Below are 25,554 nucleotides of genomic sequence, written 5' to 3'. Positions count from 1 at the left end.
AAAGAATATTATGCGTATCAGTACCGCGAACCTGTATGCCACCTCGACCAACCAGCTCAACACGCTGCAAAGCGCGCTCGCGCGCACGCAGATGCAGCTCTCGACCGACCGCCGGCTGCTCACCGCCGCCGACGATCCGGTCGCCTCGGCGCGCGCGCTCGAAGTGAGCCAGTCGCAAGACATCAATGCCCAGTTCGCCACCAACCGCAACAGCGCGAAGTCGTCGCTGGCGCAGGTCGAATCGACGCTGCAGAACACGGGCGACCTGCTGCAGGACATCCAGACGCTGGCGGTCTCCGGCGGTAATGCCACGATGCTGCCGAGCGACCGCGAAAAGCTGGCCACCGAACTCGAAGGCCGCCTGGCCGACCTGCTGGGCATCGCCAATACCGCCGATGGTTCGGGCGGCTATCTGTTCTCGGGTTACATGACCACGACGCAGCCGTTTACCAGCACCCCGACGGGCGCGGCCTATCAGGGCGATCAGGGCGTGCGCCAGTTGCAGGTGAGCGATTCGCGCAAGTTGCCGCTGTCGGCATCGGGCAGCGCCATCTTTGAAGCGATCCCGACCGGTAACGGCACCTTCCAGACCCAGGCCGGCGACGGCAACAAGGGCGCGGCGCTGATCTCGTCCGGCTCGGTCGTGGACCGCCAGGCATTCAACAGCACCAAGTACGGCATCGAGTTTGCGGTGAGCACCGACACGCCGCCCGTGACCACGTATTCGGTCTACAACACGAGCAGCGATCCCAAAGCCCTGGTCAGCGGCGGCAACGCGTATGAAGAAGGCAAGCAGATCACGTTCGGCGGCATGGCCTTCGATATCAAGGGTGCGCCGGCCAATGGCGACACCTTCAGCGTCGAGCCGAGCCAGAAGCAATCGGTGTTTGCCACCGTGACCGACCTGATCGCCACGCTGCGCCTGCCGGGCGACGGCTCGGCCGGCAAGGCCGCCCTGACCAACGGCCTGAACACGGCGATCGACAACCTCAAGAACGCACACGACAATGTGCTGACGGTGCAAGCCTCGGTGGGCGCGCACATGAAGGAGCTTGACTACCTCGACAGCACCGGCGACGACCTCGACATCCAGTACGCCGCCACGCTCGACGAGCTGGTGGGCCTGGACGAGGTCAAGGCGATCTCCGACTTCTCGCAGCAGCAACTCACGCTGCAGGCGGCGCAGATGTCGTTCAAGACGATGTCGGGCCTGTCGCTGTTCAACTACCTTTAATCTTCGGCGCTACCTTCCCGTTCACCTTGGGCGGTTGTTTTGCGGCGCTGATCTCGGCGCCGCAATTCGTATCGGGCGCCTTGTCGACGTTAATCAACGGCAGCAGGGCGGCCAGCGGATTGATCGCTGCCAGCGCCACGGCCGCGCCGGCCTTGAGCGCCAGCGGCCCCACATGCGGGCCTACCTTCGGATCCTTGAACGTGCCGCGCGCATACAGCGGCGTGCGCAGCGACAGGATGCGCGCGCCCTTGGTTTTCGGCCGCACGTCGACATCGAGCCGCTCGGTGGCGAGGTCCACGTAGCCGGTCGCGTTCACCACCGCATCTTCACTGTCGAGCACGAAGCGATCGATGTTCGCACGGCCATTGCGCACGGTGGTCGTTGCCGCCACGCAGTTGAGCGTCGTCTGCTTGTCGCCGAAAATCTTGGCGTAGACGGCATTGGCCACGTTCAGCCCGGCCAGTTCGAGGACGAACTGGCTGACCGTGCCCTCGGTGACCACGGCATTGATTTCGCCTTGCGACGTGCCGAGCATGGCGGCCACGGTATTGCCCTTGCCGACGAGCGCGCCATCGCCGTTGATTTCACCGAACGTTGCCTGCATCGATTGCAGCTTGGGGAACAGCTCGCGGATCTTCACGCCGCGCGCCGCCAGCCGGGCCGAGGCATCGAGCACCTTCTCGCGGCCATCGAGCCGGATATTCGACGTGATGCGTCCGCCCGCCAGCGCAAAGCTCAGCGGGGTGAGCGTGAGCACCTTGTCCTTCATGCGGATCGTGGTCTCGACGTCGCGCAGCGGAATGTCGGCGGTGCGCAGGATCTGCTTGCCGGTGAACTTGACCTCGGCGTCGAGTGCGCCCCATTTGGCCGTGTTGAACTGGTCAACGGGCAAGGCCTTGCCCGGCGCCGGCGCCTTGACCTTGCCTGCCTCTTTGGTGCCGGCGCCGGTATCGGCGCCCACGGTCGGGCCCAGGTCGGCCAGGCGCAATTGCTGCGACGTCAGCGCGCCGGTCAGCAGCGGCCGCGGCTTGCGCTGCGCGTAGGCCAGGGTGCCCGCGATATCGCTGGCGCCAACCTTGCCGGTGAAATCCTTGTAGGTGAAGGTCCAGAAGTCGCCATCCTTCTTGCCCAGCAAATTGCCCTTGGTTGCGTAGGGTGGCGTTTCCGGCAACAGCACACCGGTCAATTCGTAGAGGTCGGCCATGCTGGCGCCGGCCAGTTGCATCTGCAGGGCAAAGCCCGACAGCGAGCGCGGATCGCGGATCACGCCGCGCAGGCCGAGCTTGTTCTCGCCGGCAGCCGCTTCGGCTTCGATCGGAAAACTCGTGTTGTCACCGGTGAGCGAGAGCACCGCGCCGGCCTTGCCGCCGCCGGTGATTTTTGCCTTGTTGTAGGTGCCGGCCAGGGTGAACGCCAGGCCGTACGGCGGCACGCCCGCCGTCGTCGAGGCCGTTTCGCCGCCCTTGATCGAATCGGCGGTGGCGCGCAAATCCAGGCTGATCGGCTCGTCGACATAGCGCACCTTGGCGCGATCAAAGGCCAGGCGCTGGAGATCGACCTTCCAGACCGATGGACCGTTGTCCTTGAAGGTCCACGAATTGCTGCCGTCGGCGCGGCGCTGGACGGCGATGTCCGGATTCACCAGGCGCAGGTCGGTGATGATCACATCCTTGGTCAAGAGCGGCAGGATGCGCACGCCGGCCTCGACCCGCTCGGCAGCGGCCATCTGCATGCCGACCGTGCTCCAGGTGGGGTTGCTCATGTAGACGTTATCGGCCGTGATGCGCGGATGCGGCACGTAGCGGCGCCAGCCAGTCTCGCTGTTGCGCTCACGCTGGAACGTCACGTCCAGATCGCCGCGGATGGCAAATTCGCGCCCGGTGGTCTCGGACACCTTGCGGTTGATGTACGGCCGCAGCATGTTCCAGTCGAACAACATGAGGAACAGGATCACTGCAAGCGTCAAGCCCAGCAGGATCCAACCGGCGATTTTGAGTGGTCTGGATAGTGTCATTGTCGTAGTAGCCCTGAGTGGGACGGCAAATTGGCGGCGACGCTGCCATGCCCCGGGATCCTGAGACTAACCCGACCTTATCCCTCCCGTCCGTTGCCTGATTCGCATTAGACGACAATTTGTTGTCAAGGCGGTCACAACGCCGCCGGACTGCCGAGGGAAGCGCTGATTTATTCTGAGGGTTGGGATTGGCCAGCAAAAAAGGTGGCCTGCAAGGCGCGAAATCGCAGCAATAGCTAGCTATTGAAAGATTTTGCAACGCCGCAGGACGCCTATTTTTGCAGCCAAGTCCGCGCTCATGAATAAATCAGCGCTTCCCTAGACAGTCGGGATGGTCCCGCCGTCGATCACGAACTCGGCGCCGTGCACCGAGGCCGCCAGCGGGGAGAGGAGGAACGCAGCCAGCTCGGCGACTTCTTCCGGCTTGCCCGGGCGACCGATCGGGATACCACCAAGGGACGCCATCAGTTGCTGCCGCGCCTCGTCCTCGCTGCCCCCGCGATGCGCCGCCATTCGCTGCACGAGCGCCTGCGCGGCGCCGGTCTCGATGAAACCGGGCGCGATGGTGTTGATCCGGATGCCGTGCGGCCCGAATTCGTTGGCCAGCGACTTGCTGTAGTTGGCAAGGGCCGCCTTGGCTGCGGCGTAGGCAACCGTCGACTCGAACAGCGGCAGGCGCCGCTGGATCGAGGTGATATGGATGATGGCCCCGCTGCGCCGCTCCAGCATGCCGCGCAGGAAAGCGCGATCGATCCGCACAGCCGACATCAGGTTGGCCTGCAGCGCGTCGTCCCACATGGCGTCGGTCAGGGCGAGGGCGCCACCGCCCGGCGCCGAAGAGCCGCCGACGTTGTTGACCAAAAAATCGAGATGCCCGAATTCGCGCAGGACGGTCTCGGCCACATGCGCCGCGCCTTCGGCCGTCCCCACGTCGGCTTCGACGTAGCGCACGCCGGCCAGCGGCGCCTCGGGCCGGTTGCGCGCCGTCGCGATCACGGTTGCGCCATCGCGCGCCAGCCTGTGCACGATGGCCTCGCCCATGCCCTTGGTGCCGCCGGTCACGAGCGCATGCTTGCCTTGGAATGAACAGGCGTTCATGGCTTGATCTCCAGCGACGCAATTGCCCCTGCTTCCAGTATGAAATGAAAGTGCAGGGCGATCGGGCTACCCGGAAAGTTGCCGCGCACGGTGGCTTGCAACCGGTGGCCGCCGCTTATCTCGTCAAGCACGCCCGGCTCGATCGTGGCATCGTAGCGCATGCCGGTGTCGCGGACCCATGCCGCGATCCGGCCGCGGCCCCGGTGTTCGTGGCCTTCGTCATGGACGATGGCGTCCGGCGTGAAGCAGGTGGCCAGGCGCTCCGGCGCCTGGGCGTTGGCGGCCGCGATATAGTCTGCGATGGCTTGGGGTAATTCGTTCATGTCGATCTCCGGTAGTTGATGCAGTCGATTCTAGGTTCTGACATCATGTAGAAAAACTACTGGATAGAACATGCTCTTTGAACCAACCGTTCACAATCTGTTCGCATGAGTTCCCTCGACCTGATTCGGCTGTTCCTGGCCGTGGCGAACGAACGCAGTTTCACGCAAGCCGCCCGGCGCCTGGACATCACCCCCACCGCAGTCAGCAAGGGCGTGCGCGCGCTCGAGAAGAAGCATGGGGTTCAATTGTTTGTGCGAACCACGCGCAGCGTTGCGCTCACGGACGCCGGGGGCGCGCTGCTGGCGGCGCTCGAGCCCGCCGTTGGCCAGATCGAAGAAGCATTCGCGGAACTGGCGCGCTTCCAGAGTCGCCCAACCGGCCACATCAAACTCACCGCGCCGCGCAGCTTCGGGTTCCTGCTGGCGCGGGTACTGATACCACGCATGCGCGCCGCCTACCCCGATATCAGCATCGACATCTCGCTCGACGATGGCCTGGTCGACCTGGTGACGGCCGGTTTCGACGCCGGCATCCGGCTGGGGCAGGCGATCGCGCAGGACATGATTGCGATCCGCCTGAGTCGCCCGCTGTCATGGTCGATCGTCGCGGCGCCGGGCTACTTTGCGCAGCACGGCATCCCTGAAACCCCGCAACAGCTGCTGCAGCACCGGACGCTGCGCTATCGCTTCGCCACGTCCGGCCGATTGCCGCCGTGGACACTGACGGGCCCGGAGGGCGAAATCCTGCTCGACATTGCCGCCATGCTCACGGCGAACGACACCCAACTGCTCGCCGAGTGGGCGCGCCAGGGGCTGGGGATTGCCTGGCTGCCCGACCTTGAAATCGACGAGGACGTGCGCCGTGGCCGGTTGGTGCGAGTGCTCACGCAGTTCGTTCCCGATACTTCCGGGCTATTCCTGTATTTCCCGATACGTACTCAGAACCAGCCCAAGATGCGTGCCTTGATCGAGCAGGTGGCGCTGGTGGCCGACGAGGGCGCGCTGGATGTCAAATGCGCCCGCTGGCGGGACGGCAGATCGGCGGGCGACATGAACTAGGCCAGGAAAAACTCGAGTCCACGCGCCATCGCGGGGAAGCTCGCCGACATGTGGTTTTCGTGGGCCAGCAGGTGGAACTGCACGCGCGACAAGGTGTTGGCCTGTTGCAGGCGCTCGCCCAGTTCGCGCGCTTCATCCACCATGCGGCGCGCGGCGGCGATGGCCTGGCGGCCTTCGAGCGGCCCGCTGGCTGCCGCTGGCTGTTCCAGTTCGCCCACGGACAGCATCAGCGACGGTTTTGCGGGCTGGGCGGCGACACGCCGGCTGAAGCCGTCCATGCCACCCAGCACCAGGCGTTTGTGGTACCAGATCGATGGACTGGCGGCCAGGTAAGTCTGGAACATGGCCGGGCGTGTGAACAGCGCGTGCAGCGTGCACAGCCCGCCGTACGAATGGCCGTACAGCGCCTGGCGCGCCGGGTCGATTGGCGCCAGTTTTGCGATCAATGGTTTTAGTTCTTTTTCGATAAAATCCAGAAACAGGTCGGCGCCGCCTTCCTTGGCGGGGCCATCCTTGCCCGCCGGCGGCGTGTAGTCGCGCCCGCGCGCCAGTGCGTAATCGTGTTCGCCCGGGTAGCCGATGCCGACCACCACGGGCGGCGCCATCCCCGTGTCCGGGTTGCGCCGGATGGTGGTGCGCGCCAGCAGTGCCAGGGTCGCGAAGCTCGCGTTGCCGTCGAGCGCGTACACGACCGGGTGCCCGCCCGGCAGGGGCGCGCTGGCCGGGATGCTGATGAAGATGCGGTAAGTCTGCCCGGTAATGGGCGAGGCGATGTCGAGCTGCCTGGCTTGCTGCAGCATGGCCGGCTGCCAGCCATCGGCGGCGCGGGCCAGCGGGGCGCCCAGGGCGGTCAGGGCTGCGGCCGCGCCGAGGATGCGGCGGCGGGGGAGGGAAGTGGGAACGGCAGTCGTCATGCGCTTGATTAAAATGAGAATGATTCTCATTGTAGCGCAGCACGCGTGATGCCGGATGTTATCCCGGCGCCGGCGCCACCGGCGTGCCCGCCGGCTGCGCACCCGCAGGGCCCGGCTGCGGATTGCTGGCGCGCGGCAGCGAGCGGCTGACTTCGATGCCCTGGTTGAACAGGTTGACGATCGGCGTACCAAGGTAGGGCAAGACCAGGCTCAGCGTTAAAAAGCCCACGCCGAGCGTGATCGGAAAGCCGATACCGAAGATGTTCAGCTGCGGCGCGGCGCGCGTCAGGATGCCCAGGGCAACCTGCGTGATCAAGAGCGCGGCGATGATCGGCATGGCGATCTGCAGGCCGGCCGAAAAGATGCGCCCGCCCCAGCGCGCCAGTTCCAGCGCGGTGTTCGACGAAAACGGGGTGTCGGTGATGGGCATGGTGATGAAGCTTTCGGCCAGCGCTTCGAGCAAAATCAGGTGCCCGTTCACGGCCAGGAACGCCATCGTCGCCACCAGCGCCATGAACTGGCTGATGGCCGACGAGCGCCCGCGCGTGGACGGATCGAAGAACATGGCAAAGCCCAGGCCCATCGTCTGGCTCGACACTTCGCCCGCGTATTCGATCGCCGCGAACACGATGCGCATGGCAAAGCCCATCGACAGGCCGATGATCATTTCCTTGACCAGGATGAGCAGGCCTGCCCACGAGGTGGGGTCGGCCGCCGGCACGGCCGGCACGAGCGGGGCGATGACGATCGCGAGCAGGATGCCGAGCGTGAGCTTGGCCCGTACCGGCACGCCGGCATTGCCGAACAGCGGGGCCGAGGCGATCAGGCCGAGAATGCGTGACAGCGGCCACAACAGGCCGGCGATCCAGGCATTCATCTCGGCCGCGGTCAGCGTCAGCATGGGGCGCCTCCGGGCGTGCGCACGCGGGCCTTATCCGATCAGGCCGGGAATACCCGTGAACACCTGGCGCATATAGTCCAGCATCACCGACAGCATCCACGGACCGGCCACCACCAGGGTGACGAACACGCCGACCAGTTTCGGGATGAACGACAGCGTGGCCTCGTTGATCTGCGTCGCGGCCTGGAAAATACTGATGATCAGGCCGACGATCAGCGCCACCAGCAGCAGCGGGGCCGAGACCATCAGGGTCACTTCCATGGCCGTGCGGCCCATCGTCATCACGCTCTCGGGGGTCATGGTGCGCGCCCTCTAGTAGAAACTCTGGGACAGCGAGCCCAGCAGAAGTTGCCAGCCGTCGACGAGCACGAACAGCATCAGCTTGAACGGCAGCGCGATGACGGCCGGCGACATCATCATCATGCCCATCGCCATCAGCACCGACGCGACCACCATGTCGATGATCAAGAACGGGATGAAGATGGCGAAGCCGATCTGGAACGCGGTCTTGAGTTCACTGGTGACGAAGGCCGGAATCAGGATGCGCAGTGGAATGTCTTCGGGGCCCTGCAGCGCCGGCGAGCGCGAGATCTTGACGAACAGCGCCAGGTCGGATTCGCGCGTCTGCTTGATCATGAATTCCTTGAGCGGCACGGCGCCCCGGTTCATGGCCTCGGTCATCTGGATCTGGTTGTTCTGCAGCGGCAGATAGGCTTCGCTGTAGATGCGGTCGAAGGTCGGCCCCATCACGAAGAAGGTCAAAAACAAGGCCAGCCCCACCATCACCTGGTTCGGCGGCGCGGTCTGGGTGCCCAGCGCCTGGCGCAGCAGCGAGAGCACGATGATGATGCGCGTAAAGCTCGTCATCATCAGCAGCGCAGCCGGTAAAAAGGTCAGGGAGGTGAGCAGCAGGAGCGTTTGCACCGGCAGCGAATACGCCGTGCCGCCATTTGCCGCCGGGGTGCTCTGGAAAGCCGGAATGCCGGGCTGGGCCAAGGCAATCAGCGGGAGCAGGGCCAGGCCCGCGGCCAGCCAGAGGTGTTTATGACGCATTGCGTTTGTCCATCGTGTGCTTGAGCCAGTCGGCAAAGCGTGTGGCGGGCATGCCGCCAGGAGCGGCGCTGGTACCCGAGCCGAGGTCGAGGTCCTGGCGCGGCATCGTGTGCAGGGCATTCACGCGCCCCGGCGCGGCGCCGACGACGATCCACTGGTCGCCCACTTCCACCACCATGATGCGTTCGCGCCCGCCAAGATTGAGCGCGCCGACCACGCGCAGGTTGGCCATGCCGCCGCCCGGCTTTGGGCCGTAGCGCTTGAGCAGCCAGGCCAGGCCGATGAGCAGGCCCAGCACGAGCAGCAGCGCGAAAATGGTTTGCAGGAGCCCGGCAGCGCCGGGGCCGTTCGATGCCGGCAGAGCGACTTGCGGCGCCGGGCGCAGCGGCTTGATGGCCGGCGCGGGAGCCGGGGCGGTGGTCGTGGTGGGAGGCGCCGTCGTGGCAGGCGGTTCGGCAGTCACTGCAGCATCGCCCGGCAGCGCGGCGACCGGTGGCGGAGTGACGGCCGGCACGGTGGACGGCGCCGGCACGGCGGGCGCGGCAGGGCGGCCAGTGGTGGTATCGCTTGCCGGTGGGTTTTGTGCCAGCACGAGCGCCGGCGCCATCAACAACGCTGCAACGACCGATACGGCGTTCGTGCGGACAAACTGTGCGGCGGCGCGGCGTGAAATCATTTATTGAGTTTGCGAATCCGCTCGGACGGCGTGATGATGTCGGTAAGCCGGATGCCGAACTTGTCGTTGACCACCACCACTTCGCCCTGGGCGATCAGGCAGCCGTTGACCAGCACGTCCATCGGCTCGCCGGCCAGGCCGTCGAGCTCGACCACGGAACCCTGCGCCAGTTGCAGCAGGTTCTTGATGGCGATCTTGGTGCGGCCCAGTTCGACCGTGAGTTGTACCGGGATGTCGAGGATGAAGTCGATATCGTTCGGCGTTTCGTTGCGCGCGCCCTTGTTCGAAAAGTCCTTGAACACGGCTGCGGCCGCCGCCGGCGCGGTGGCCGTCTGCTGGCGCTCGAGCGCCGCCGCTTCGGCCGCAGCCTGCTCGGCAATGGCTGCGCCCCAATCGTCGTCGATGTGTTCCTGGTCTTCCTGGTTGTCGGACATGGTGTTCTCCTGTGATGCGAGGGTAGCCGGCAGGGCGCGCCCCGCCAATATACCGATTACTTGTTGAATGTGTCGCTATTGGCGAGCAGCTTCTCGACCTTCAGCGCATATTGGCCGCTGAAGACGCCGTAGCTGCAGTCCATCACGGGCACGCCATCGACCGTGGCCTGCACCATATCGGGCACCACGATCGGGATCACGTCGCCGATTTTCATGTTGAGGATCTCGTCGAAATTGGCCTTGCCATGCCCGAGCACGGCGACCAGTTCGACCTCGGCCACCTGGATCTGCTGCGTCATCAGGCGCACCCAGCGCTTGTCGACTTCGAGCGCTTCGCCCTGGATGCTCGAGGTCAGCGCGTCGCGGATCGGCTCGATCATCGAATACGGCATGCAGAAGTGGATCTGGCCCGACACCGAGCCCAGTTCGACCGTGAAGGTGCACGACACCACCACCTCGTTCGGCGTGGCGATATTGGCGAACTGCGTGTTCATTTCGGAGCGGATGTACTCGAACTCGATCGGGTACACCGGTTCCCACGACTTGGCATAGGCCTCGAACACGATATCGAGGATCCGCATGATGATGCGCTGTTCGGTCTGGGTAAAGTCGCGGCCCTCGACGCGGGTATGGAAGCGCCCGTCGCCGCCGAACAGATTGTCCACCAGCAGGAACACGAGGCCCGGATCGAGCACCATCAACGCCGTGCCGCGCAGCGGCTTCATGTGCACCAGGTTCAGGTTGGTCGGGACCACCAGGTTGCGGATGAATTCGCTGTACTTGGAGACCCGCACCGAACCCACCGACACTTCGGCGCTGCGGCGCAGAAAGTTGAACAGGCCGATCCGCAAATACCTGGCGAAGCGCTCGTTGATGATCTCGAGCGTCGGCATGCGGCCGCGCACGATGCGCTCCTGCGTTGCCAGGTTATAGGTGCGTACCCCCGAGGTGTCTTCAGGCGCTGATACGTCGTCCTGATCGCCGTTGACCCCTTTTAAGAGGGCATCGACTTCTTCCTGGGAGAGGAAATTATCGGCCATGTTTGTCTGGATTTACTGGATGATGAACGAGGTGAATAATACGTCGGACACTTCCTGTTCGTCGCCATCTTTCTCGAAGGGTTCGGTGATTGCCGCCCGGATCTCGGTCGCGAGCTGCTGCTTGCCCTCGACGGTGCTGATCTCCGACGCCTTTTTGCTCGACAACAGCAGCAGCATGCGGTTGCGCACGATGGCCATATTGTCCTTGACCAGCGTGGCCTGCTCGGCGCCCGCCACTTGCAGGGTGAACTGTACTTGCAAATACTGTTCGCCGTTTTCCGGTTGCAGGTTCACGGTGAACGATTCGATCGGCACGTACTCGGCCTTGGCATCCGGGTTTTTCTTTTTCTTTTTCTTGTGCTCCTTGGCCGGCGCGTCTTCTTCTTCGCCATGGGCGGCTGCGCCCTGCGTGAAATACCAGCCCGCGCCCGCACCTGCACCCAGCACCAGGACGGCGGCGAGGATCATGATGATCAGCTTTTTCTTGGAGCCGGAAGGGGCTGGCGCGGTGTCCGCTTTCGGATCAGCTTTCATTTTCGGATTCGCTTTCAAGATGTGTCTTTACCGCTGGTTGGTGAGGGTTCGTCATTATGGCATTGTCGGGGAAAGATGCGTCCCGGCAAGCCTCGAAAAGAGGGGGGAAGGGGTGGTAATCCGGGGGATTGTTGCTGGGTCGCGCAAAGGCCGTCGTTCCAGCGGAGGCTGGAACCCAAGTGTGCTTGCTCAGTAGCTACGCTCGATCTAAGCGCGGCGCGAACGACTTGGGTTCCAGCCTCCGCTGGAACGACGTGCTGAAGCTAACCCATCAAGCAAACAAATCGACCATGCCGCGATCGCCAATCGACACGGTGCGCGTGCGCGGCGCCACTTCGTTCACGGCTGGCGTGGCATCCTGGCCGTCGCCGTTCACGCCACCGGCGCCGCCCTGGCCGCCTTGCGCGCGGCGGTCCCTATCTTGCTGCTGCTGGCGCTGATCGGGCACGTTGGCGTCGACCGTCGCGTTGCTCAGCGCGATGCCGCTTTCACTCATCATCTCGCGCAGGCGCGGCATGGCGTTTTCAAGGGCCTGGCGCACCTCTAACTGGTCCGACGAAAAGGCGACGGTGGCCTGGTCGTTGCTCACGTTCAGCACAATCTGCACCGGCCCCAGGTCGGGCGGGTTCAACGTCAGGGTGGCGGCTTGTTCCTTGCCGACCATGTACACGATACGCTGGCTGACCTGGTTGTCCCAGGCTTGGGTGCCCAGCCGCGCCGGAATGTGGCCCGGCACGGCGGCCGGATTGCCGGTCGCATCGAGCTTGGCCGCCTGCGCCTGCAGCGCGGCCAACGGGGCAGGCGCTTCTTCGGCGACCGGCAATTGCTGTTGCTGGGTTTCGCGCAGCTGGGCCTGGAATTGCGCGGCGTCCTGTTCGCCCTGCGGCAGCGCGGTGTCGGTCGCTTGCGTGGTGCGCAGCTCGGCCGGCGTCTGCTGCACGCCACTTGCCAGCGTCAAGCCCTTGCCGCCGCTGTCGTCGGTTGTATCGCCCGTCATCGCTTTCAGATTGTCGAGCGCCGTTTCGAGCGCCGTCAGTTGCGCATCGCCTTCCGTGGCGGTGCTTGCCAGGGCGGCGTCGGTGCTCGCGGTGGTGCTTGCCGGCTGGGTCAGGCTGGCCATGAAGGCGAGCATGTCGGTTACCGGCGTGGTCGCCGCCGCGGCGGCGGCTTCGGCGGCTGCAGCATCGTCGGCATCGTCGGCATCGCTTGCCGCTTTGGCGCCATCGCTGCTGGCCGCTTGCGTCGCCTTGGCTTCGCTCTCTTCGGCCGGCGGCTTGATCGTGGCGCGGGTGCCGTTCTCGCGCACCGGCTCGCGGTTGGCGGGCTTGTCGGCATTGGCGGGCTTGGCCCCTTGCGCCGGTTTCGATTGCTGCGCCGCCGCCGCTTGCGGCTGCTGCTGTTGCAACGGCTGGCGCGCGGCCATTTCACGGTTCAGGGTGGCGCTGAACGCACCGGTGCCACCGCTGCGCGCGGTGTCGGCCAGCCGGTCGGGCGTGGCCGGGCGCGGCGTCGTGGCGTTGGCGCCGGTGACCTGGAACGGAAGGGTGTTGGTCTGCATCGTCATGTTGGGCTCGAATGTCGACTGGGTGTCAACGTTGTTTGTAACGGGCGCCGCGGGCGGCGTGGTCATCCATCTGTTTCTGGTCGCGCTTGTTCTCGATCTTGAGTGCTTCGCTTGCCGCGCGTTCGTTCAGGGTGCGGTACGACAGGCGCTTGCGCTCGCTTTCCTGCCAGGTCGTGCGCTCGAACGTGGCCTTGTTCTGCGCATGTTTCAGCACGTCGCGCTGGCCGCTCAATGCGTGGTCCAGCTTGCCGATGAAGGCCACGAAGTTATGGTACGCGAACGGCGTGATGCCGTTCATCTGGGCGGCATCGAGCTTGCGTGCGTATTCGTCGCGGTAGCCGACCAGCATGTCCAGCTTCTGCTCGGCGTCCTCGACCAGTTTCAGGGCCGCACCGAGCCGCTTGGCAGCCGCGTCGGAATCGCGCTGCGCCAGGTCGATCAGTGTTTCGAGAGCGGAAGCTTGGGCCATGGTGAATCACATTTTACTGCCGAGCCGTTGCCCGCAATCACTAGAATAACGTGGTCAATCGCCCCAAGCTCTCGGGAAGCGAAGCGTTGTCGTGAATTTCCTGGCACAGGAATTCTTCGATCTCTGTATTCTTGGCGATGGCCTGGTCGAGCACCGGATCGCTGCCGGCCGCATACGCGCCCACGCTGATCAGGTCGCGCGAGCGCTGATAGCGCGAATACAACTGCTTGAGCTTGCGCGCCGCGAGCTGGTGCTCGTGCGTGGTGATCGAGTGCATGGCGCGCGAGATCGATTGCTCGATGTCGATCGCCGGATAGTGGCCGGCCTCGGCCAGGTGGCGGTTGAGCACGATGTGGCCGTCGAGAATACCGCGCGCCGCATCGGCGATCGGATCCTGCTGGTCGTCGCCTTCTGACAACACGGTATAGAAGGCCGTGATCGAACCGCCGCCTTCCAGGCCATTGCCGGCCCGTTCGACCAGCACCGGCAATTTCGCGAACACCGATGGCGGATAGCCCTTGGTGGCCGGCGGCTCGCCAATCGCCAGTGCGATCTCGCGCTGCGCCATCGCGTAGCGGGTCAGCGAATCCATGATCAGCATGACGTTCTTGCCCTGGTCGCGGAAGTATTCGGCAATCGCCGTGGCGTAGGCCGCGCCCTGCAGGCGCAGCAGTGGCGGCGAGTCGGCCGGCGCGGCGACAACGGCCGAGCGCGCGCGGCCTTCCGGCCCCAGGATCTGGTCGATGAACTCTTTCACCTCACGGCCCCGTTCGCCGATCAGGCCGACCACGATGATCTCGGCTTCGGTATAGCGCGCGATCATGCCAAGCAGGACCGATTTACCGACACCGGTACCGGCGAACAGGCCCAGGCGCTGGCCGCGGCCGACCGTGAGCATCGAATTGATGGCGCGTACGCCAACATCGAGCGTGTCCTTGATCGGCGCGCGGTCGAGCGGGTTGACGGGGCGGGCGTTGAGCGGCGCCATGTCGGACGTGCCCAGCGGGCCCAAACCGTCGAGCGGGCGGCCGGCGCCATCGACGACGCGGCCCAGCAACTGGATGCCCACCGGCAGGTGACGTGCGCGGTCTTGCGGGCGGCGGCGCCCGTGCGGCACGCTGCCCGGCGGCGGCAGCACGCTCTCCACCGGGAACACGCGCGAGCCGGGCACCACGCCTTCGGTGTCGCTTTGCGGCATCAAAAACAGGCGCTCGCCCTCGAAGCCCACCACTTCCGCCTCGATCTGGCCGCTGGCGGTGGGGATGGTGCAGGCCGCGCCCACGGCCAGGCGCAGGCCGACGCATTCCATCACCAGGCCTGCCACGCGCGTAACGCGGCCCGAAATCTGCAGCGGCTCGGCAAAGCTCACCAGCGTGTCGCAGTCGCGGATATATGCTTTCCAGCGCGCCGTGTGACGGTCGTGCGAGGACACGTCGGGCTGGTGCAGGCCGTCGTGGTCGTCCATGTTACGGGCTCAGCCAGTCGACGTTGGCGGCCAGCGCGTGCGTCAGGCGTTGCCAGCGGGCCTCGACCTGGGCATCGATCTGGTTGCTGGCGGTCTCGACGCGGCAGCCGCCGCGCGTGATCGCCGCGTTTTCGATGATGCGCCAGCCGCCGGTGGCCAGTTCTTCGGCCATGCCGTGACGCACCAGCTCGGCGTCTTGCGGATTAAGCATGAGAAGGGCCGGCTGCTGCAAAACAGGCAATTGATTGATGGCGTCGCGCACCACCGACATGATCAGCTCGGGCCGCACGTCCAGGCCGGTGCGCACCATGCCACGCGCCAGGCGCAAGGCCAGGTCGAGAACATCCCTGGCGATGGTTTCGTCGGCCTGCGCCACGGCCTCGCCGAAGCTGGCGGCCACGGTGCGCAATTGATCGAGCTCGTCATTGACGGCTTGCTCGCCCTTGGCGGCGCCGGCGGCGAAGCCTTCGGCATGGCCCTCGGCGTGCCCTTCGGTGCGGCCCTGCGCGCGGCCTTCGTCCAGGCCTTGCTCAAAGCCTTCCTGGCGCGCCGCCTCGCGCATCGCTTCGAGTTCTTCGACGCTGGGCAGCATGACGTTGGGCGGCAGGCCGAGGCCGGCGCTGTTGATCGACACGCCGGCCGGCGGCGCTGCCGCCGGTTCAGCCGCGCGCCGTGCAAGCGTGCTGGGGCGCTCGTCGCCAAACGAGGCCATCTCCCAGCGCTGGTAGGCGCTCTGCTGTTCTTTCGGTATTGCCATCAGACGAACGAATCCTCTCCTTTACCACCCAGGACGATCTGGCCTTCATCGGACAGTCGGCGCACGATCTGCAGAATCTGCTTCTGCTGGGATTCCACTTCAGACAAGCGCACGGGACCTTTCGACTCCAGGTCTTCGCGCATCATTTCGCTGGCACGCTGCGACATATTCTTGAACACCTTCTCGCGCAGATCCTGCGAGGCGCCCTTGAGCGCGATGATCAGCATGTCGGACTGTACTTCACGCAGCAGCAACTGGATACCCCGATCGTCGATGTCGATAATATTGTCGAACACGAACATCTCGTCCATGATCTTCTGCGCCATGTCGTTGTCGTAGTTCTTGATATTGTCCATCACGGCCGATTCCTGCTCGCCGCTCATGAAGTTCAAGATCTCGGCTGCAGTACGCACACCGCCCAGTGACGACTTCTTGATGTGCTCGTTGCCCGACAACAGCTTGGTCAGCACGTCGTTCAGTTCGCGCAGCGCCGCCGGCTGTACGCCGTCGAGCGTGGCGATGCGCAGCACCACGTCATTGCGCAGGCGTTCGGTGAAGTTTGCCAGAATTTCGCAGGCCTGGTCGCGCTCGAGGTGGACGAGGATGGTGGCGATGATCTGCGGGTGCTCGTTTCTGATGAGTTCGGCAACCGACACCGAGTCCATCCACTTCAGGCTTTCGATGCCCGACGCGTCCTTGCCGCCCAAAATACGGTTGAGCAGCACGGCGGCCTTGTCGTCACCCAGCGCCTTGGTCAGCACCTGGCGGATGTACTCGTCCGAATCGAGGCCCACGGTCGAGTGCAGATTGGTTTCGGTGACAAAATCCTCGAGCACCGTGACCACCTGCTCGTGCTGCACCGCCTTCATCTGCGCCATCGCCGCGCCCAGCTTGAGCACTTCGCGCGGGCCAAGGAACTTCATCACCTCGGCCGCTTCGGCTTCGCCCAGGGCCAGCATCAGGATGGCGGCCTTGCTGGTATTGTCTTTGTCTTTATCACTCATTTGAACCCAACCATCCCTTGATCACGTTGGCGACGATGCGCGGATCCTTGCTTGCCAGCTCCTGCGCCATTTTCAGATTGGCGCGGTAGCCCATGTCCTGGCGCAGCTTCTCTTCTTCCTTGATCGCTTCTTCGGCCGGCGTGTCCGCGACTTCTTCTTCGTCCTCTTCCTTATCTTCTTCTTTCGGCTCTTCTGGTACGGCAGTGGCTTCGTCGAACTTCTTGATCGCCGGACGCAAGAGCGGACGCAGGAAGCGGAAGTACAGGAACGCGATCACTGCAGCAACAAACGCATAGCGGGCCAGGTCCTTGAACAGCGGGAAGTTCGCCGGATCGCTCCACCAGGTTGGTTCTACCACTGCTTCGGCCGGTTTGTCCACGCCGTCGAACGGTGCGTTGGTCACGTTGAGCGTGTCGCCGCGTGCCTGGTTGTAACCCATCGCCTGCTTGACCAGCTCGTTGATCTGGGCCACTTCGGCCGCTGCCAGCGGACGCACGGTGACCTTGCCGGTGGCCGGGTCGACGATGCGGCGATGATTCACCACCACGCCGACCGTCAGGCGCTTGATGCCGCCCATCGGCCGCTGCTCGTAGCGAATGGTCTTGTCGACTTCATAGTTCGTGGTCGAGTTCTTGCTGGTCGGTGCGCTCGGCTGGGCGCCTTCGGCCGGCGGTGCACCGTCGATCGGCGCCGTGTTCACGCCCGGCGGCTGGTTCGACAGCGCGCCCGGCACGCCGGACGCCGCGCCACCGGCGCCGACCACTTCCGAACTCTGCGTGCTGCGGATCGCCTGCGGCTCTGGTGGCGAGTTCGGCTTGTACATTTCAGCGGCGGTATCGACCTGGGCGAAGTCCACCTCGGCGGTCGCTTCGGCGCGCACATTGCCTTCGCCGACGAGCGGCTTGATGATCGACTCGACCTGCTTGATGATGTTTTGCTGCACCTGGTCGACATACTTGAGCTGGGTCGGATCGAGCGACTTGCCGCCGGCGCCCTTGTTGCTGGTATCGGACAGCAGCGCGCCGTTCTGGTCGACGACGGTGACGTTGCCGGTGGTCAGTTCCGGCACGCTCGAGGCAACCAGGTGGACAATGGCGCTGACCTGGCCCGGATCGAGCGCGCGGCCCGGCTGCAGGTTCAGCAGCACGGACGCAGTCGGTTTTTGCTGGTCACGCACGAACACGGACGGCTTTGGCAGCGCCAAATGGACGCGCGCCGCGGCGACCGAGCCCAGCGACTGGATCGAACGCGCCAGCTCGCCTTCGAGCGAGCGCTGGTAATTGACCTGTTCCAGGAACTGCGACACGCCCAGCTTCTGGTTTTCCATCAGCTCGAAGCCGACGTTGCCGCCCTTCGGCAGGCCCTGTGCGGCCAGCTTCAGGCGCAGGTCGTGGATTTGCTCGGACGGCACCAGGATCGCATTGCCGCCTTCCGAAAACTTGTACTGGACACCCATCTGGTCGAGCGACGCGGTGATCGCGCCACCATCACGGTCGCTGTAATTGGCGAACAGGATCCGGTACTCCGGGGCCTGGCTCCACATCCAGACCGCAACCATCAACGCCAGGATGAGCGCGACGCCGCCGCCCATGGCAACGCGCTTGCCCATGGTCGTCTGGAAGAACGACGGGGTAGCGGGAGCCGGCGTGCCTTGCGGCGTGTCGATAAGGTTTTCAGCAGTAGCTGCCATGTGGAGGGGCCTGGTCAAAATGGGTGGGGACAGCCAGCATTATGGAGCCACCGGGCAACATTCAAACCTCGAAATAGCGGGCGTTTACAGGCCTGATTCGCAGGTCGGATTCGCTTTCACGCTGATATTCTGATTCCCTGAGTGCATTTGTGGATCAATCTACAAGGCGATAACATGCGGAGGGCAAGATGAGTATTGGCGGTATCGGCGGCATTGACACAAGCCGGATCCAGGCCATGATGGAGCAGCTCAAGGCGGCAGCGACCAAGGCGTCGGCGGCGCCCGAGGTGGCCAATGGCCTTGGCGGCGCGAGCGCGATCGGTGGCAAACCCACGGTCAAGCTCGATTTTGCGGAAGCCTTGCACAACACGCTGCAGGGCGTGAGCGACCGTTCGGCCGAGGCGCAAGCCCTGAGCAAGCGGTTTACGATGGGCGACGATACGGTCAGCCTGTCGGACACGATGGTGGCGATGCAAAAATCGAGCATCGCGTTCCAGGCGACTGTGCAGGTACGCAACAAGATGGTGGCGGCGTATCAGGACATCATGAATATGCAGGTGTAATACCTGCCTCCCGGTCATCCGGGAGGCAGACGGGTTGGGCGGCGGCCTCGGCTAGCGGGCTGGGGTCGCGCCGGCCTGGTCGATCCTGGTCCGGGCTGTGCGCGCGACATCCTTGAGCCACGGATGCGTCCCCTGCCAGCGCTGCGCGAACGCCTGGATCGCCTGCAGGTGCACGAGCGAGGCGCCGAGCATGTCGAGTCCCTCCATGAACATGTGGCGATGGCGCTCGCTGAGGGTAAACGCGGCGGTTCCCGTCGCGCTGACCACCTGGAGCTGGTCGACATCGACCCGGACCTGCATCGGTGCGGCCGGCGCGGCTGCTTCTGCGAACAGCCGCTGCATGTCTGCCTCCGGCACGGTCGCCAGCATCAAGCCATTGTTCATCGCGTTCGAATAAAAGATCTCGCCGAAACTCGACGCGATGATCGCGCGCACGCCAAACTGCAGCAAACCCCACACTGCATGTTCCCGGCTCGACCCGCACCCGAAGTTGGCGCCGCCGAGCAGGATCGGTGCGCCCGCGTAGGCCGGCTGTTGCAGCACGAAGTCATGGCGCGGCTGCCCAGCGCCGTCAAAGCGCAAGTCGTGCAGGACGCCGCGCGCCAGTCCCGCCTTGTCGATGCCTCGCAAGAACTGTTTCGGCATGATCTGGTCGGTGTCGAGATTGGCGATCGGCAGCGGCGCGGCGATGCCTTCGATAATGGTTTTGTCGTTCATGATGCGAGCAGCTTTCTGACGTCGGTGATGTGTCCCGTGACCGCAGCGGCGGCGGCCATCGCTGGGCTCATCAGGTGGGTAATCGCACCGCGTCCTTGCCGGCCTTCAAAGTTGCGGTTGGTGGTGGAGGCGCAGCGGGTGCCGGGCGCCAGTACGTCGTCATTCATGGCCAGGCACATCGAACAGCCGGGCTTGCGCCATTCGAAGCCGGCGGCAATCAGTTTGGCGGCGATGCCTTCCTGCTCCGCCTGGTCTCGCACCGCGCCTGATCCGGGCACGACCATCGCCCGTACACCGGGCGCAACGCGGCGCTCGCCGATCGTCTCGATCACGGCCCGCAAATCCTCGATGCGGCCGTTCGTGCAGGAACCGATGAACACGTGCTGGATCGCCACACCTTCCAGCGACGTGCCGCTGCTCAAGCCCGTGTAGTGCAGGGCGCGGGTGTCCGACGCATTCCGCGCCGGCGGAATCAGGCCCGTCACGGTGACTGCCTGGTCCGGACTCGTGCCCCAGGTGACGGTGGGCGCCAGGCTGGATGCGTCGAAACGGTGTTCGACGTCGAACGTTGCATCAGGATCACTATAGAGCGTGCGCCAGTGTTCCAGTGCACGTTCCCGCAGCGCGGCGTCGGTCGCCAGATCCGGACAGTGTTCCAGCACATAGCGGATGGCGGTCTCGTCGGGCGCGATCAGGGCGCCGCGGGCGCCGGCTTCGACCGCCATATTGCACAGGGTAAAACGGGCCTCGGTGCTGAGCGCGGCGATCGCCGTGCCGCAGAATTCGACAACATAGCCGCGCGCGCCCTGGGCGCCGATCGCCGCAATCACCATCAGCACAACGTCCTTGGCAGTGGTTCCAGGCGGCAGCGCACCATCGATGCGGATCCGCATGTCCTGCGCCAGGCGATAGACGAGGGTTTGCGTCGCCAACAGATGCTCGACCTCGGTGGTGCCGATGCCGAAGCCGAGCGCGCCCAGCGCGCCATAGGTGGTAGTGTGGCTGTCGCCGCAAATGACGACCATTCCGGGCCGGATCATGCCGTGCTCGGGTGCGATGACGTGTTCGATGCCCTGCCAGCGGTCGTTCGTGTCGAACAGCGGAATCGCATGCCGATCGCAGTTGCGTTTGAGGTTGCTCGCCTGCAGTGCCGAATCGGCATCGCCAATGATCCGGAACTTGTCCGGATGCGTCGGGATGATATGGCTGACGGTGGCCACGTTCTGGCCCGGATACAAGGTTGTCAAGCCGCGTTCGGCGAGGCCGGCGAATGCCTGCGGACTGGTGTACTCGTTCATCAGGTGCAGGTCGGCGTACAACAGCACGTTGTCAGCGTCGAGCTGCACGACGGTGTGCGAGGCGACCAGTTTTCGATACAGTGTCTGGGTCATGATGCTCATTGGTTGTGCTGGCGGGTTAGTCGGCGCTGATGCCGCGATCCTTGATGACCTTGCCCCACATGGCCAGCTCCTGCCCGAGCCGCGCGTGGGCCTGCGCAGGCGTCGACGGGATCGTGTCGAACCCGTCCTTGACCAGCTTGTCTTTCAGGGCGGGCGCGCTGATCGCCTTGTTGAGAGCGGCATTGAGCTTGTCGATGATCGGCTTGGGCGTGTTGGCCGGAGCGAACACGATGAACCAGGTTTCGAACGCGTAGCCTGTGGCGCCCGATTCCTGCAGGGTGGGTACGTCGGGTAACAGCGGCGAGCGCTTGGACCCGGTGACGCCAATGGCGCGCAGCTTGCCGGCGCGCACATGCGGGACGGCTGCCGACAGCACCGGGAAGCTCATGTCGACCATGCCGGCCATTGTGTCGACCAGTGCCGGACCGCCGCCCTTGTAGGGCACGTGCACGATATCGGCACGGGTCACGTCCTTGAACAGTTCGGCGGCCATGTGAAACGTGCTGCCCGGCCCGGCGGAACCATAGTTGTACTTCCCCGGACTGGCCTTGACCACGGCCAGGAATTGCTTGGTGTCCTTGGCCGGAAAGGCCGGATTGACAACCAGCACGTGCTGCGACGTGGCCACCATGCCAATCGGCGCCAGGTCCTTGAGCGTGTCATACGGGAGCTTGGAAAACAGCGACGGATTGATGGCCAGCGAGACCGTCTGCAGGCCGATGGTGTAGCCGTCGGGGTCTGCCTTGGCGACCGCGTCGACACCGATATTGCCGCCTGCACCCGCCTTGTTTTCGATGTAGATGCTGCCGCCCACGGCTTTCGCCCAGTCGCTGGCAATGCGCCGTGCCACGATGTCCGCGCTGCCGGCAGGTGCATACGGAACGATCAGGCGGATTGGCCGCGCAGGATAGGGATCTGCGGCGGTAGCGGCCGAGGCCAGCGTCAGGCCAGCCAGCAGGGCAGTGATGAATTTCATTGGTCTCCTCCGATTTGTAGTAGGGATGGCCTTGGGTGGAACCAGGGCGCTGCGGTGCCGGTCTGGGGCGGCTTGCGCAACACATTCATCATATTCAATAAAATAAGTCTTATAATTTATCTTCCAGCATTTCATTCGGTCTTCGAGGTTACTAATGGACGGGCTTTCCGACTTGTCGTTTTTCTCGCTCCTGATCAAGCGCGGCAGCCTGGCAGCGGCGGCGCAAGAGATGGGAGTGACCCCGCCAGCGGTCAGCAAGCGGCTTGCCGCGATCGAGGCGCGCCTGCGGGTACGCCTGCTCAACCGGACCACTCGCCGGATGAGCCTCACGCCCGAGGGCGAAACCTACCTGACCGAGGGCGAGCTACTGGTCGCCGGACTCGAGGCGTTGGAGCGCAAGATCTCGGGCGGCAGCGTGGTCCCGCAAGGCTTACTAAAAATCAGTGCGACGCTCGGTTTCGGGCGCAGGCACGTGACACCGCATCTGTCGCGCTTCGCGTTGCGCTATCCCGAGGTCGACGTCCAGCTGCACCTGACCGATCGGCCGGTGAACCTGGTAGAGCAGGGCTTCGACATGGCGATTCGTTTCGGCGAACAGCCGGACGCCCGGATCACGGCGCGCAAGCTGGCCAGCAACCGGCGTTTCCTGTGCGCCGCGCCCTCGTATCTCGCCGCGCGGGGCGAGCCGTCTGCGCCGCGCGATTTGCAGGCGCATAGCTGCATCGTGCTGCGCGAAAGCGATGAGACCTTCGGCAGCTGGCATTTCCGCAACGGCGCCCGGCAAGAAACCGTCAAGGTGCGCGGCCCGCTGAGCACCAATGATGGTGAGGCGGCGCTGGCCTGGGCCCTGGATGGCCACGGCATCGTGCTGCGCTCCGAATGGGACGTCGCGCCATTCTTGCGCTCGGGCCGCCTGCGTGTGCTGCTGGCGCAATGGACGCCGCCGCCGGCCGATATCCATATCCTGTTCCCGACCAAGAGCCATCTGCAGGCCAAGACCCGTACCATGGTCGACTTCATGCTCGACGCATTCGCAGACCGGCGCCGCATTGGCCGCGCCGCCAGCGACGACACGGCGCTGCTCTGGTGATGACGCCGAGTATGTGGCGCATTCAACGTGCGTTCGATCCTGGATCGACTGGACAGCCGCCGATCTCTTCCAGGAAGCCTTGCGCCAGGTAGCGCGGGATCTTGTCGAATTCGCCGAGCACGCGGGCGCGAAACTCGTCATGTTCGTGCCAGCGCTCCGCTGGCGTGCCGAAATAATTCACAGCAAAAACCGACAAGGTCGGCCCGGGCCAATGCCGTTGCAACGTCATCAGGTAGCGCCGGGTCGAGCATATTTTCCCGATGACGACGATACTGCGGATCGCGGCGAGGTCCATCACGTCAGCCACCCTGGCGCGGCCGAACCGGACGTTTTCGCCCGTGTTCATGGCTTCGGTTTCCCGTATGAGAACGCTGTCAGGTACCCCGAGCGCAATCAGGCGCGCGGCGATGACGTCCGCTTCCGCCAGGCGCGACGCTCCTGTTCGTCCACCGGATATCAATAAACGGCTGAACATCCCGCTGCGCCAGAGGTCATGGGCCGCAGCGCAAAATTCCGGCACGCCATGACGGCTTCCGAACACAAATCCGAGATCGGACGGGCATGCCGGGAATGACGGCATGATGTAGTCGGCTATGCGCTGCAGTTCGTCGTGTGGCATACGTTAGCACTTGAGGGTTCAAAAAGTTCACGCAATCCCACCGCATGGTAATCATGCCAAGCCATTTTTTTCGCAAATGCTACGCAAGGCAATCATCGCCTCATGCGCGGCGGTCATTGGATTGCGCGCCTTCATCGCATCGTTGAACACTTCGAGGCCGATCGGGCCGGCATAACCGATGGCCTTCAAGCGCTGCAACAGGCTATCGAGCGGGAAGCATCCTGCACCTGGCAGCAGGCGGTGATGGCGGGCTGTCTCGACGAGCTGTCCGACCTCGACCGCATGGTCGAGGTCGGACAGCTGCACCAGGAAAATCCGGTCGGCGGGGATGCCGTCGATATCGCTGGCGTCACGCCGCGCGGCAAAAATGTGGAACGCATCGATCACCATGCCCAGGTTGGATTGGCCGGCCTGCTGAACGCTGCGCCACGCGCTCGGGGTCGTGTGATTGATCGTACTCCACGCCATGCCTTCATAAGCGATGCGCAATTGGCGCACCGCCGCCTGCTGCGCGAGCCATACCAGATCGTCGACAATTCGCGCGGCGTCGCAATCGGGATCGGTCGACGCCGGTGTCAGCACGGTGCCGGCGCCCAACTGCGCCGCCAGGTCGAGCATCTGCAAGGCGTCGCGTCGTTTCGCATCGCGCCGTGCGCCCGGCGCGCCATCGAAGTCCATCAAAACCTGGAAATCCGTCAGGCCGATGCCGTCCAGTGCTTGCACAATGCCGGCTGCGCCGCCGGACTCGGCCTCGACATCCTGGCGCCACAGTTCGATCTGGTCGAAGCCGGCGGTTCTGGCAGCGGCGATCTTGGCTCGGCTGGATCCGCCGAGCAGGATAGTGTTGACGAAGAGGGGATTGGTCATGCTGCTCCTTTCATGGTTTGTTAACCCGCACTCAGTCGATCGCTTCGCCGTTCGCTTCCCGAATGAAATCGACAAACGCCCGCAGCTTGCCCGGCATCTGCGAGCGATGCGGGTAATAGATGTGAAACGCATCGTCGGTCGCGCCATGCGTGCCGAGGATCCGCACCAGCGACCCGGCCGCCAATTCGTGGCGCGCGAAATCCGCGTACACGAATGCGATGCCGGCGCCGCGCACTGCCGCATCGACAACCGAGTGCATGTCATCGAACATCAGGCGGCCCTGCACGTCAATCTGCACCATCTGGCCATCGACCTGAAATTTCCAGTCGAATAACCTGCCGCCAAACGAGTAGCGCTGGCGGATGCAGTTGTGGGCGAGCAGGTCTTCGATCTGCGTCGGCGCGGCGCGCTCGCCGAAATAATCGGGCGCCGCCAGCACGATGCGCCGTTGTGGCTCTCCCAGCTGCACCGCAACCATGTCGTTCTGGACTTTTCGGCCCAGGCGGATGCCGGCATCGAAGCCGGCGCTGACGATATCGCTCAGTTGATTGTCGAGCGAGATTTCCAGGTTAATCATCGGGAACGCTTCGAAAAAAGCGTCCTGGTGCGGTTCGATGAAGATGCGGTACGCCACATACGACAGATTTATGCGCAGCAAGCCGGATGGCCGGTCGGCGCCGTGGCTCACTTCCGCCAGTGCACTGCGGATGGTCGCCAGCGACGGCGCAATCGAGGCATTGAGCGCCGCCCCGGCCTCGGTCAGGCCGACGCTGCGTGTGGTGCGGTTGAACAGGCGCACATTGAGCTGACCTTCGAGCACCTTGATCGTGCGTGACATCGCTGTGGGCGTCACGCCCAGCTCCGCCGCAGCGCGGGCGAAGTTGAGCACCCTGGCCGCCGCTTCGAAGGCAACCAGGCCTGGGAGGTGCACGGGGCCCAGCGAAACGGGGTCGCCATCCAGAAGAACGGGCAGGGCAGTTTCACGCACTATGACCTTTTTGTTCATTCAATATCTCGGTTTATGACGATTCACTTCATTATCGATCATCTTTACAGTAAGTGCTTGGCGGGACCACACCGCACTACTGAAGGA

27 protein-coding genes are annotated in these 25,554 nt (G+C 64.4%); 4 read left to right on the top strand and 23 right to left on the bottom strand.

Annotated features, from left to right (window positions below):
- The first annotated feature begins 10 nt into the window (after window positions 1-10).
- Window positions 11-1,234 carry a flagellar hook-associated protein FlgL gene (gene flgL / locus AB2N08_RS08785; RefSeq protein ID WP_367610257.1) on the top strand — a complete coding sequence of 408 codons (1,224 nt, stop codon included), beginning with the start codon at window positions 11-13 and terminating at the stop codon, window positions 1,232-1,234.
- Here flgL and AB2N08_RS08780 read toward each other — a convergent pair.
- The 3 genes from AB2N08_RS08780 to AB2N08_RS08770 all read right to left on the bottom strand — a co-directional run bounded on the left by AB2N08_RS08780 (window position 1,221) and on the right by AB2N08_RS08770 (window position 4,669).
- The gene (locus AB2N08_RS08780) at window positions 1,221-3,248 is read right to left on the bottom strand and encodes an AsmA family protein (protein WP_367610256.1); all 2,028 of its coding nucleotides are present in this window, start codon (window positions 3,246-3,248) and stop codon (window positions 1,221-1,223) included. The two genes, flgL and AB2N08_RS08780, sit on opposite strands and share 14 nt — an antisense overlap.
- A 318-nt stretch (window positions 3,249-3,566) precedes the next feature.
- Complete coding sequence (locus AB2N08_RS08775) at window positions 3,567-4,346, bottom strand: SDR family oxidoreductase (RefSeq protein ID WP_367610255.1); 780 nt, start codon at window positions 4,344-4,346, stop codon at window positions 3,567-3,569.
- Window positions 4,343-4,669: a nuclear transport factor 2 family protein gene (locus AB2N08_RS08770; RefSeq protein WP_367610254.1), complete on the bottom strand. Its 327-nt coding sequence runs from the start codon at window positions 4,667-4,669 to the stop codon at window positions 4,343-4,345. The genes AB2N08_RS08775 and AB2N08_RS08770 overlap by 4 nt, the downstream gene beginning before the upstream one ends.
- 105 nt (window positions 4,670-4,774) lie before the next feature.
- Here AB2N08_RS08770 and AB2N08_RS08765 point away from each other — a divergent pair, with 105 nt between their 5' ends.
- Window positions 4,775-5,728: a LysR family transcriptional regulator gene (locus AB2N08_RS08765; RefSeq protein ID WP_367610253.1), complete on the top strand. Its 954-nt coding sequence runs from the start codon at window positions 4,775-4,777 to the stop codon at window positions 5,726-5,728.
- Here AB2N08_RS08765 and AB2N08_RS08760 read toward each other — a convergent pair.
- The 14 genes from AB2N08_RS08760 to fliF form a co-directional block, all read right to left on the bottom strand.
- Window positions 5,725-6,642, bottom strand: coding sequence for an alpha/beta hydrolase (locus tag AB2N08_RS08760; protein ID WP_367610252.1), 918 nt, complete (start codon window positions 6,640-6,642; stop codon window positions 5,725-5,727). The two genes, AB2N08_RS08765 and AB2N08_RS08760, sit on opposite strands and share 4 nt — an antisense overlap.
- Before the next feature lie 58 nt (window positions 6,643-6,700).
- Window positions 6,701-7,543, bottom strand: coding sequence for a flagellar biosynthetic protein FliR (gene fliR / locus AB2N08_RS08755; RefSeq protein WP_367610251.1), 843 nt, complete (start codon window positions 7,541-7,543; stop codon window positions 6,701-6,703).
- Between the two features lie 30 nt (window positions 7,544-7,573).
- Entirely contained in the window at window positions 7,574-7,843 is a 270-nt protein-coding gene (fliQ, locus tag AB2N08_RS08750; RefSeq protein ID WP_183555720.1) for a flagellar biosynthesis protein FliQ, read from the bottom strand.
- A 12-nt stretch (window positions 7,844-7,855) separates the two neighbouring features.
- Window positions 7,856-8,596 (bottom strand): flagellar type III secretion system pore protein FliP, encoded by a 741-nt coding sequence (gene fliP, locus AB2N08_RS08745; RefSeq protein WP_367610250.1) that lies wholly within the window; start codon window positions 8,594-8,596, stop codon window positions 7,856-7,858.
- Window positions 8,586-9,272 (bottom strand): flagellar biosynthetic protein FliO, encoded by a 687-nt coding sequence (gene fliO, locus AB2N08_RS08740; RefSeq protein WP_367610249.1) that lies wholly within the window; start codon window positions 9,270-9,272, stop codon window positions 8,586-8,588. Before fliO ends, fliP begins: the two co-directional genes overlap by 11 nt.
- Entirely contained in the window at window positions 9,269-9,706 is a 438-nt protein-coding gene (fliN, locus tag AB2N08_RS08735) for a flagellar motor switch protein FliN (protein WP_367610248.1), read from the bottom strand. Before fliN ends, fliO begins: the two co-directional genes overlap by 4 nt.
- A 56-nt stretch (window positions 9,707-9,762) precedes the next feature.
- The gene (fliM, locus tag AB2N08_RS08730; RefSeq protein ID WP_367610247.1) at window positions 9,763-10,746 is read right to left on the bottom strand and encodes a flagellar motor switch protein FliM; all 984 of its coding nucleotides are present in this window, start codon (window positions 10,744-10,746) and stop codon (window positions 9,763-9,765) included.
- 12 nt (window positions 10,747-10,758) lie between these two features.
- Window positions 10,759-11,280, bottom strand: a complete 522-nt coding sequence (gene fliL / locus AB2N08_RS08725) for a flagellar basal body-associated protein FliL (protein ID WP_367610246.1) — start codon at window positions 11,278-11,280, stop codon at window positions 10,759-10,761.
- Window positions 11,281-11,551: 271 nt separating this feature from the next.
- The gene (locus AB2N08_RS08720; protein ID WP_367610245.1) at window positions 11,552-12,844 is read right to left on the bottom strand and encodes a flagellar hook-length control protein FliK; all 1,293 of its coding nucleotides are present in this window, start codon (window positions 12,842-12,844) and stop codon (window positions 11,552-11,554) included.
- A 25-nt stretch (window positions 12,845-12,869) separates the two neighbouring features.
- Window positions 12,870-13,313, bottom strand: a complete 444-nt coding sequence (fliJ, locus tag AB2N08_RS08715; RefSeq protein ID WP_367610244.1) for a flagellar export protein FliJ — start codon at window positions 13,311-13,313, stop codon at window positions 12,870-12,872.
- A 40-nt stretch (window positions 13,314-13,353) separates the two neighbouring features.
- Window positions 13,354-14,778, bottom strand: coding sequence for a flagellar protein export ATPase FliI (gene fliI, locus AB2N08_RS08710; protein ID WP_367610243.1), 1,425 nt, complete (start codon window positions 14,776-14,778; stop codon window positions 13,354-13,356).
- A gap of 1 nt (window position 14,779) precedes the next feature.
- Entirely contained in the window at window positions 14,780-15,535 is a 756-nt protein-coding gene (gene fliH / locus AB2N08_RS08705; RefSeq protein WP_367610242.1) for a flagellar assembly protein FliH, read from the bottom strand.
- Entirely contained in the window at window positions 15,535-16,539 is a 1,005-nt protein-coding gene (fliG, locus tag AB2N08_RS08700; protein ID WP_367610241.1) for a flagellar motor switch protein FliG, read from the bottom strand. The genes fliH and fliG overlap by 1 nt, the downstream gene beginning before the upstream one ends.
- A complete protein-coding gene (gene fliF / locus AB2N08_RS08695; protein WP_367610240.1) occupies window positions 16,532-18,229 on the bottom strand; it encodes a flagellar basal-body MS-ring/collar protein FliF in 1,698 nt (565 codons plus the stop codon). The genes fliG and fliF overlap by 8 nt, the downstream gene beginning before the upstream one ends.
- A gap of 188 nt (window positions 18,230-18,417) precedes the next feature.
- Between fliF and fliE the strand changes: the two genes are divergently transcribed.
- Window positions 18,418-18,792 (top strand): flagellar hook-basal body complex protein FliE, encoded by a 375-nt coding sequence (gene fliE, locus AB2N08_RS08690; protein WP_367610239.1) that lies wholly within the window; start codon window positions 18,418-18,420, stop codon window positions 18,790-18,792.
- A 51-nt stretch (window positions 18,793-18,843) separates the two neighbouring features.
- Here the strand turns inward: fliE and leuD are convergent, their stop codons facing one another.
- Genes leuD through AB2N08_RS08675 form a run of 3 tightly spaced genes read right to left on the bottom strand, consistent with a single transcriptional unit; the run spans window position 18,844 to window position 21,885 of the window.
- A complete protein-coding gene (leuD, locus tag AB2N08_RS08685; RefSeq protein WP_367610238.1) occupies window positions 18,844-19,509 on the bottom strand; it encodes a 3-isopropylmalate dehydratase small subunit in 666 nt (221 codons plus the stop codon).
- Window positions 19,506-20,900, bottom strand: a complete 1,395-nt coding sequence (gene leuC / locus AB2N08_RS08680) for a 3-isopropylmalate dehydratase large subunit (RefSeq protein ID WP_367610237.1) — start codon at window positions 20,898-20,900, stop codon at window positions 19,506-19,508. Before leuC ends, leuD begins: the two co-directional genes overlap by 4 nt.
- A gap of 25 nt (window positions 20,901-20,925) precedes the next feature.
- The gene (locus AB2N08_RS08675; RefSeq protein WP_367610236.1) at window positions 20,926-21,885 is read right to left on the bottom strand and encodes a tripartite tricarboxylate transporter substrate binding protein; all 960 of its coding nucleotides are present in this window, start codon (window positions 21,883-21,885) and stop codon (window positions 20,926-20,928) included.
- 154 nt (window positions 21,886-22,039) lie between these two features.
- On the opposite strand from AB2N08_RS08675, the gene AB2N08_RS08670 reads away from it, so the two are divergent.
- Entirely contained in the window at window positions 22,040-22,975 is a 936-nt protein-coding gene (locus AB2N08_RS08670; RefSeq protein WP_367610235.1) for a LysR family transcriptional regulator, read from the top strand.
- A 22-nt stretch (window positions 22,976-22,997) separates the two neighbouring features.
- Here AB2N08_RS08670 and AB2N08_RS08665 read toward each other — a convergent pair whose 3' ends face one another.
- Genes AB2N08_RS08665 through AB2N08_RS08655 form a run of 3 tightly spaced genes read right to left on the bottom strand, consistent with a single transcriptional unit; the run spans window position 22,998 to window position 25,467 of the window.
- Window positions 22,998-23,594 (bottom strand): YdcF family protein, encoded by a 597-nt coding sequence (locus tag AB2N08_RS08665; RefSeq protein ID WP_367610234.1) that lies wholly within the window; start codon window positions 23,592-23,594, stop codon window positions 22,998-23,000.
- Between the two features lie 51 nt (window positions 23,595-23,645).
- Entirely contained in the window at window positions 23,646-24,461 is an 816-nt protein-coding gene (locus tag AB2N08_RS08660; protein ID WP_367610233.1) for a sugar phosphate isomerase/epimerase family protein, read from the bottom strand.
- Window positions 24,462-24,492: 31 nt separating this feature from the next.
- Window positions 24,493-25,467 (bottom strand): LysR family transcriptional regulator, encoded by a 975-nt coding sequence (locus AB2N08_RS08655; protein ID WP_367610232.1) that lies wholly within the window; start codon window positions 25,465-25,467, stop codon window positions 24,493-24,495.
- Between the last annotated feature and the right edge of the window lie 87 nt (window positions 25,468-25,554).

Origin of the sequence: Massilia aurea, assembly GCF_040790145.1 — a bacterium.
GTDB lineage: Bacteria > Pseudomonadota > Gammaproteobacteria > Burkholderiales > Burkholderiaceae_D > Telluria > Telluria aurea_C.
This window is presented reverse-complemented; position numbering and strand designations above follow the sequence as displayed.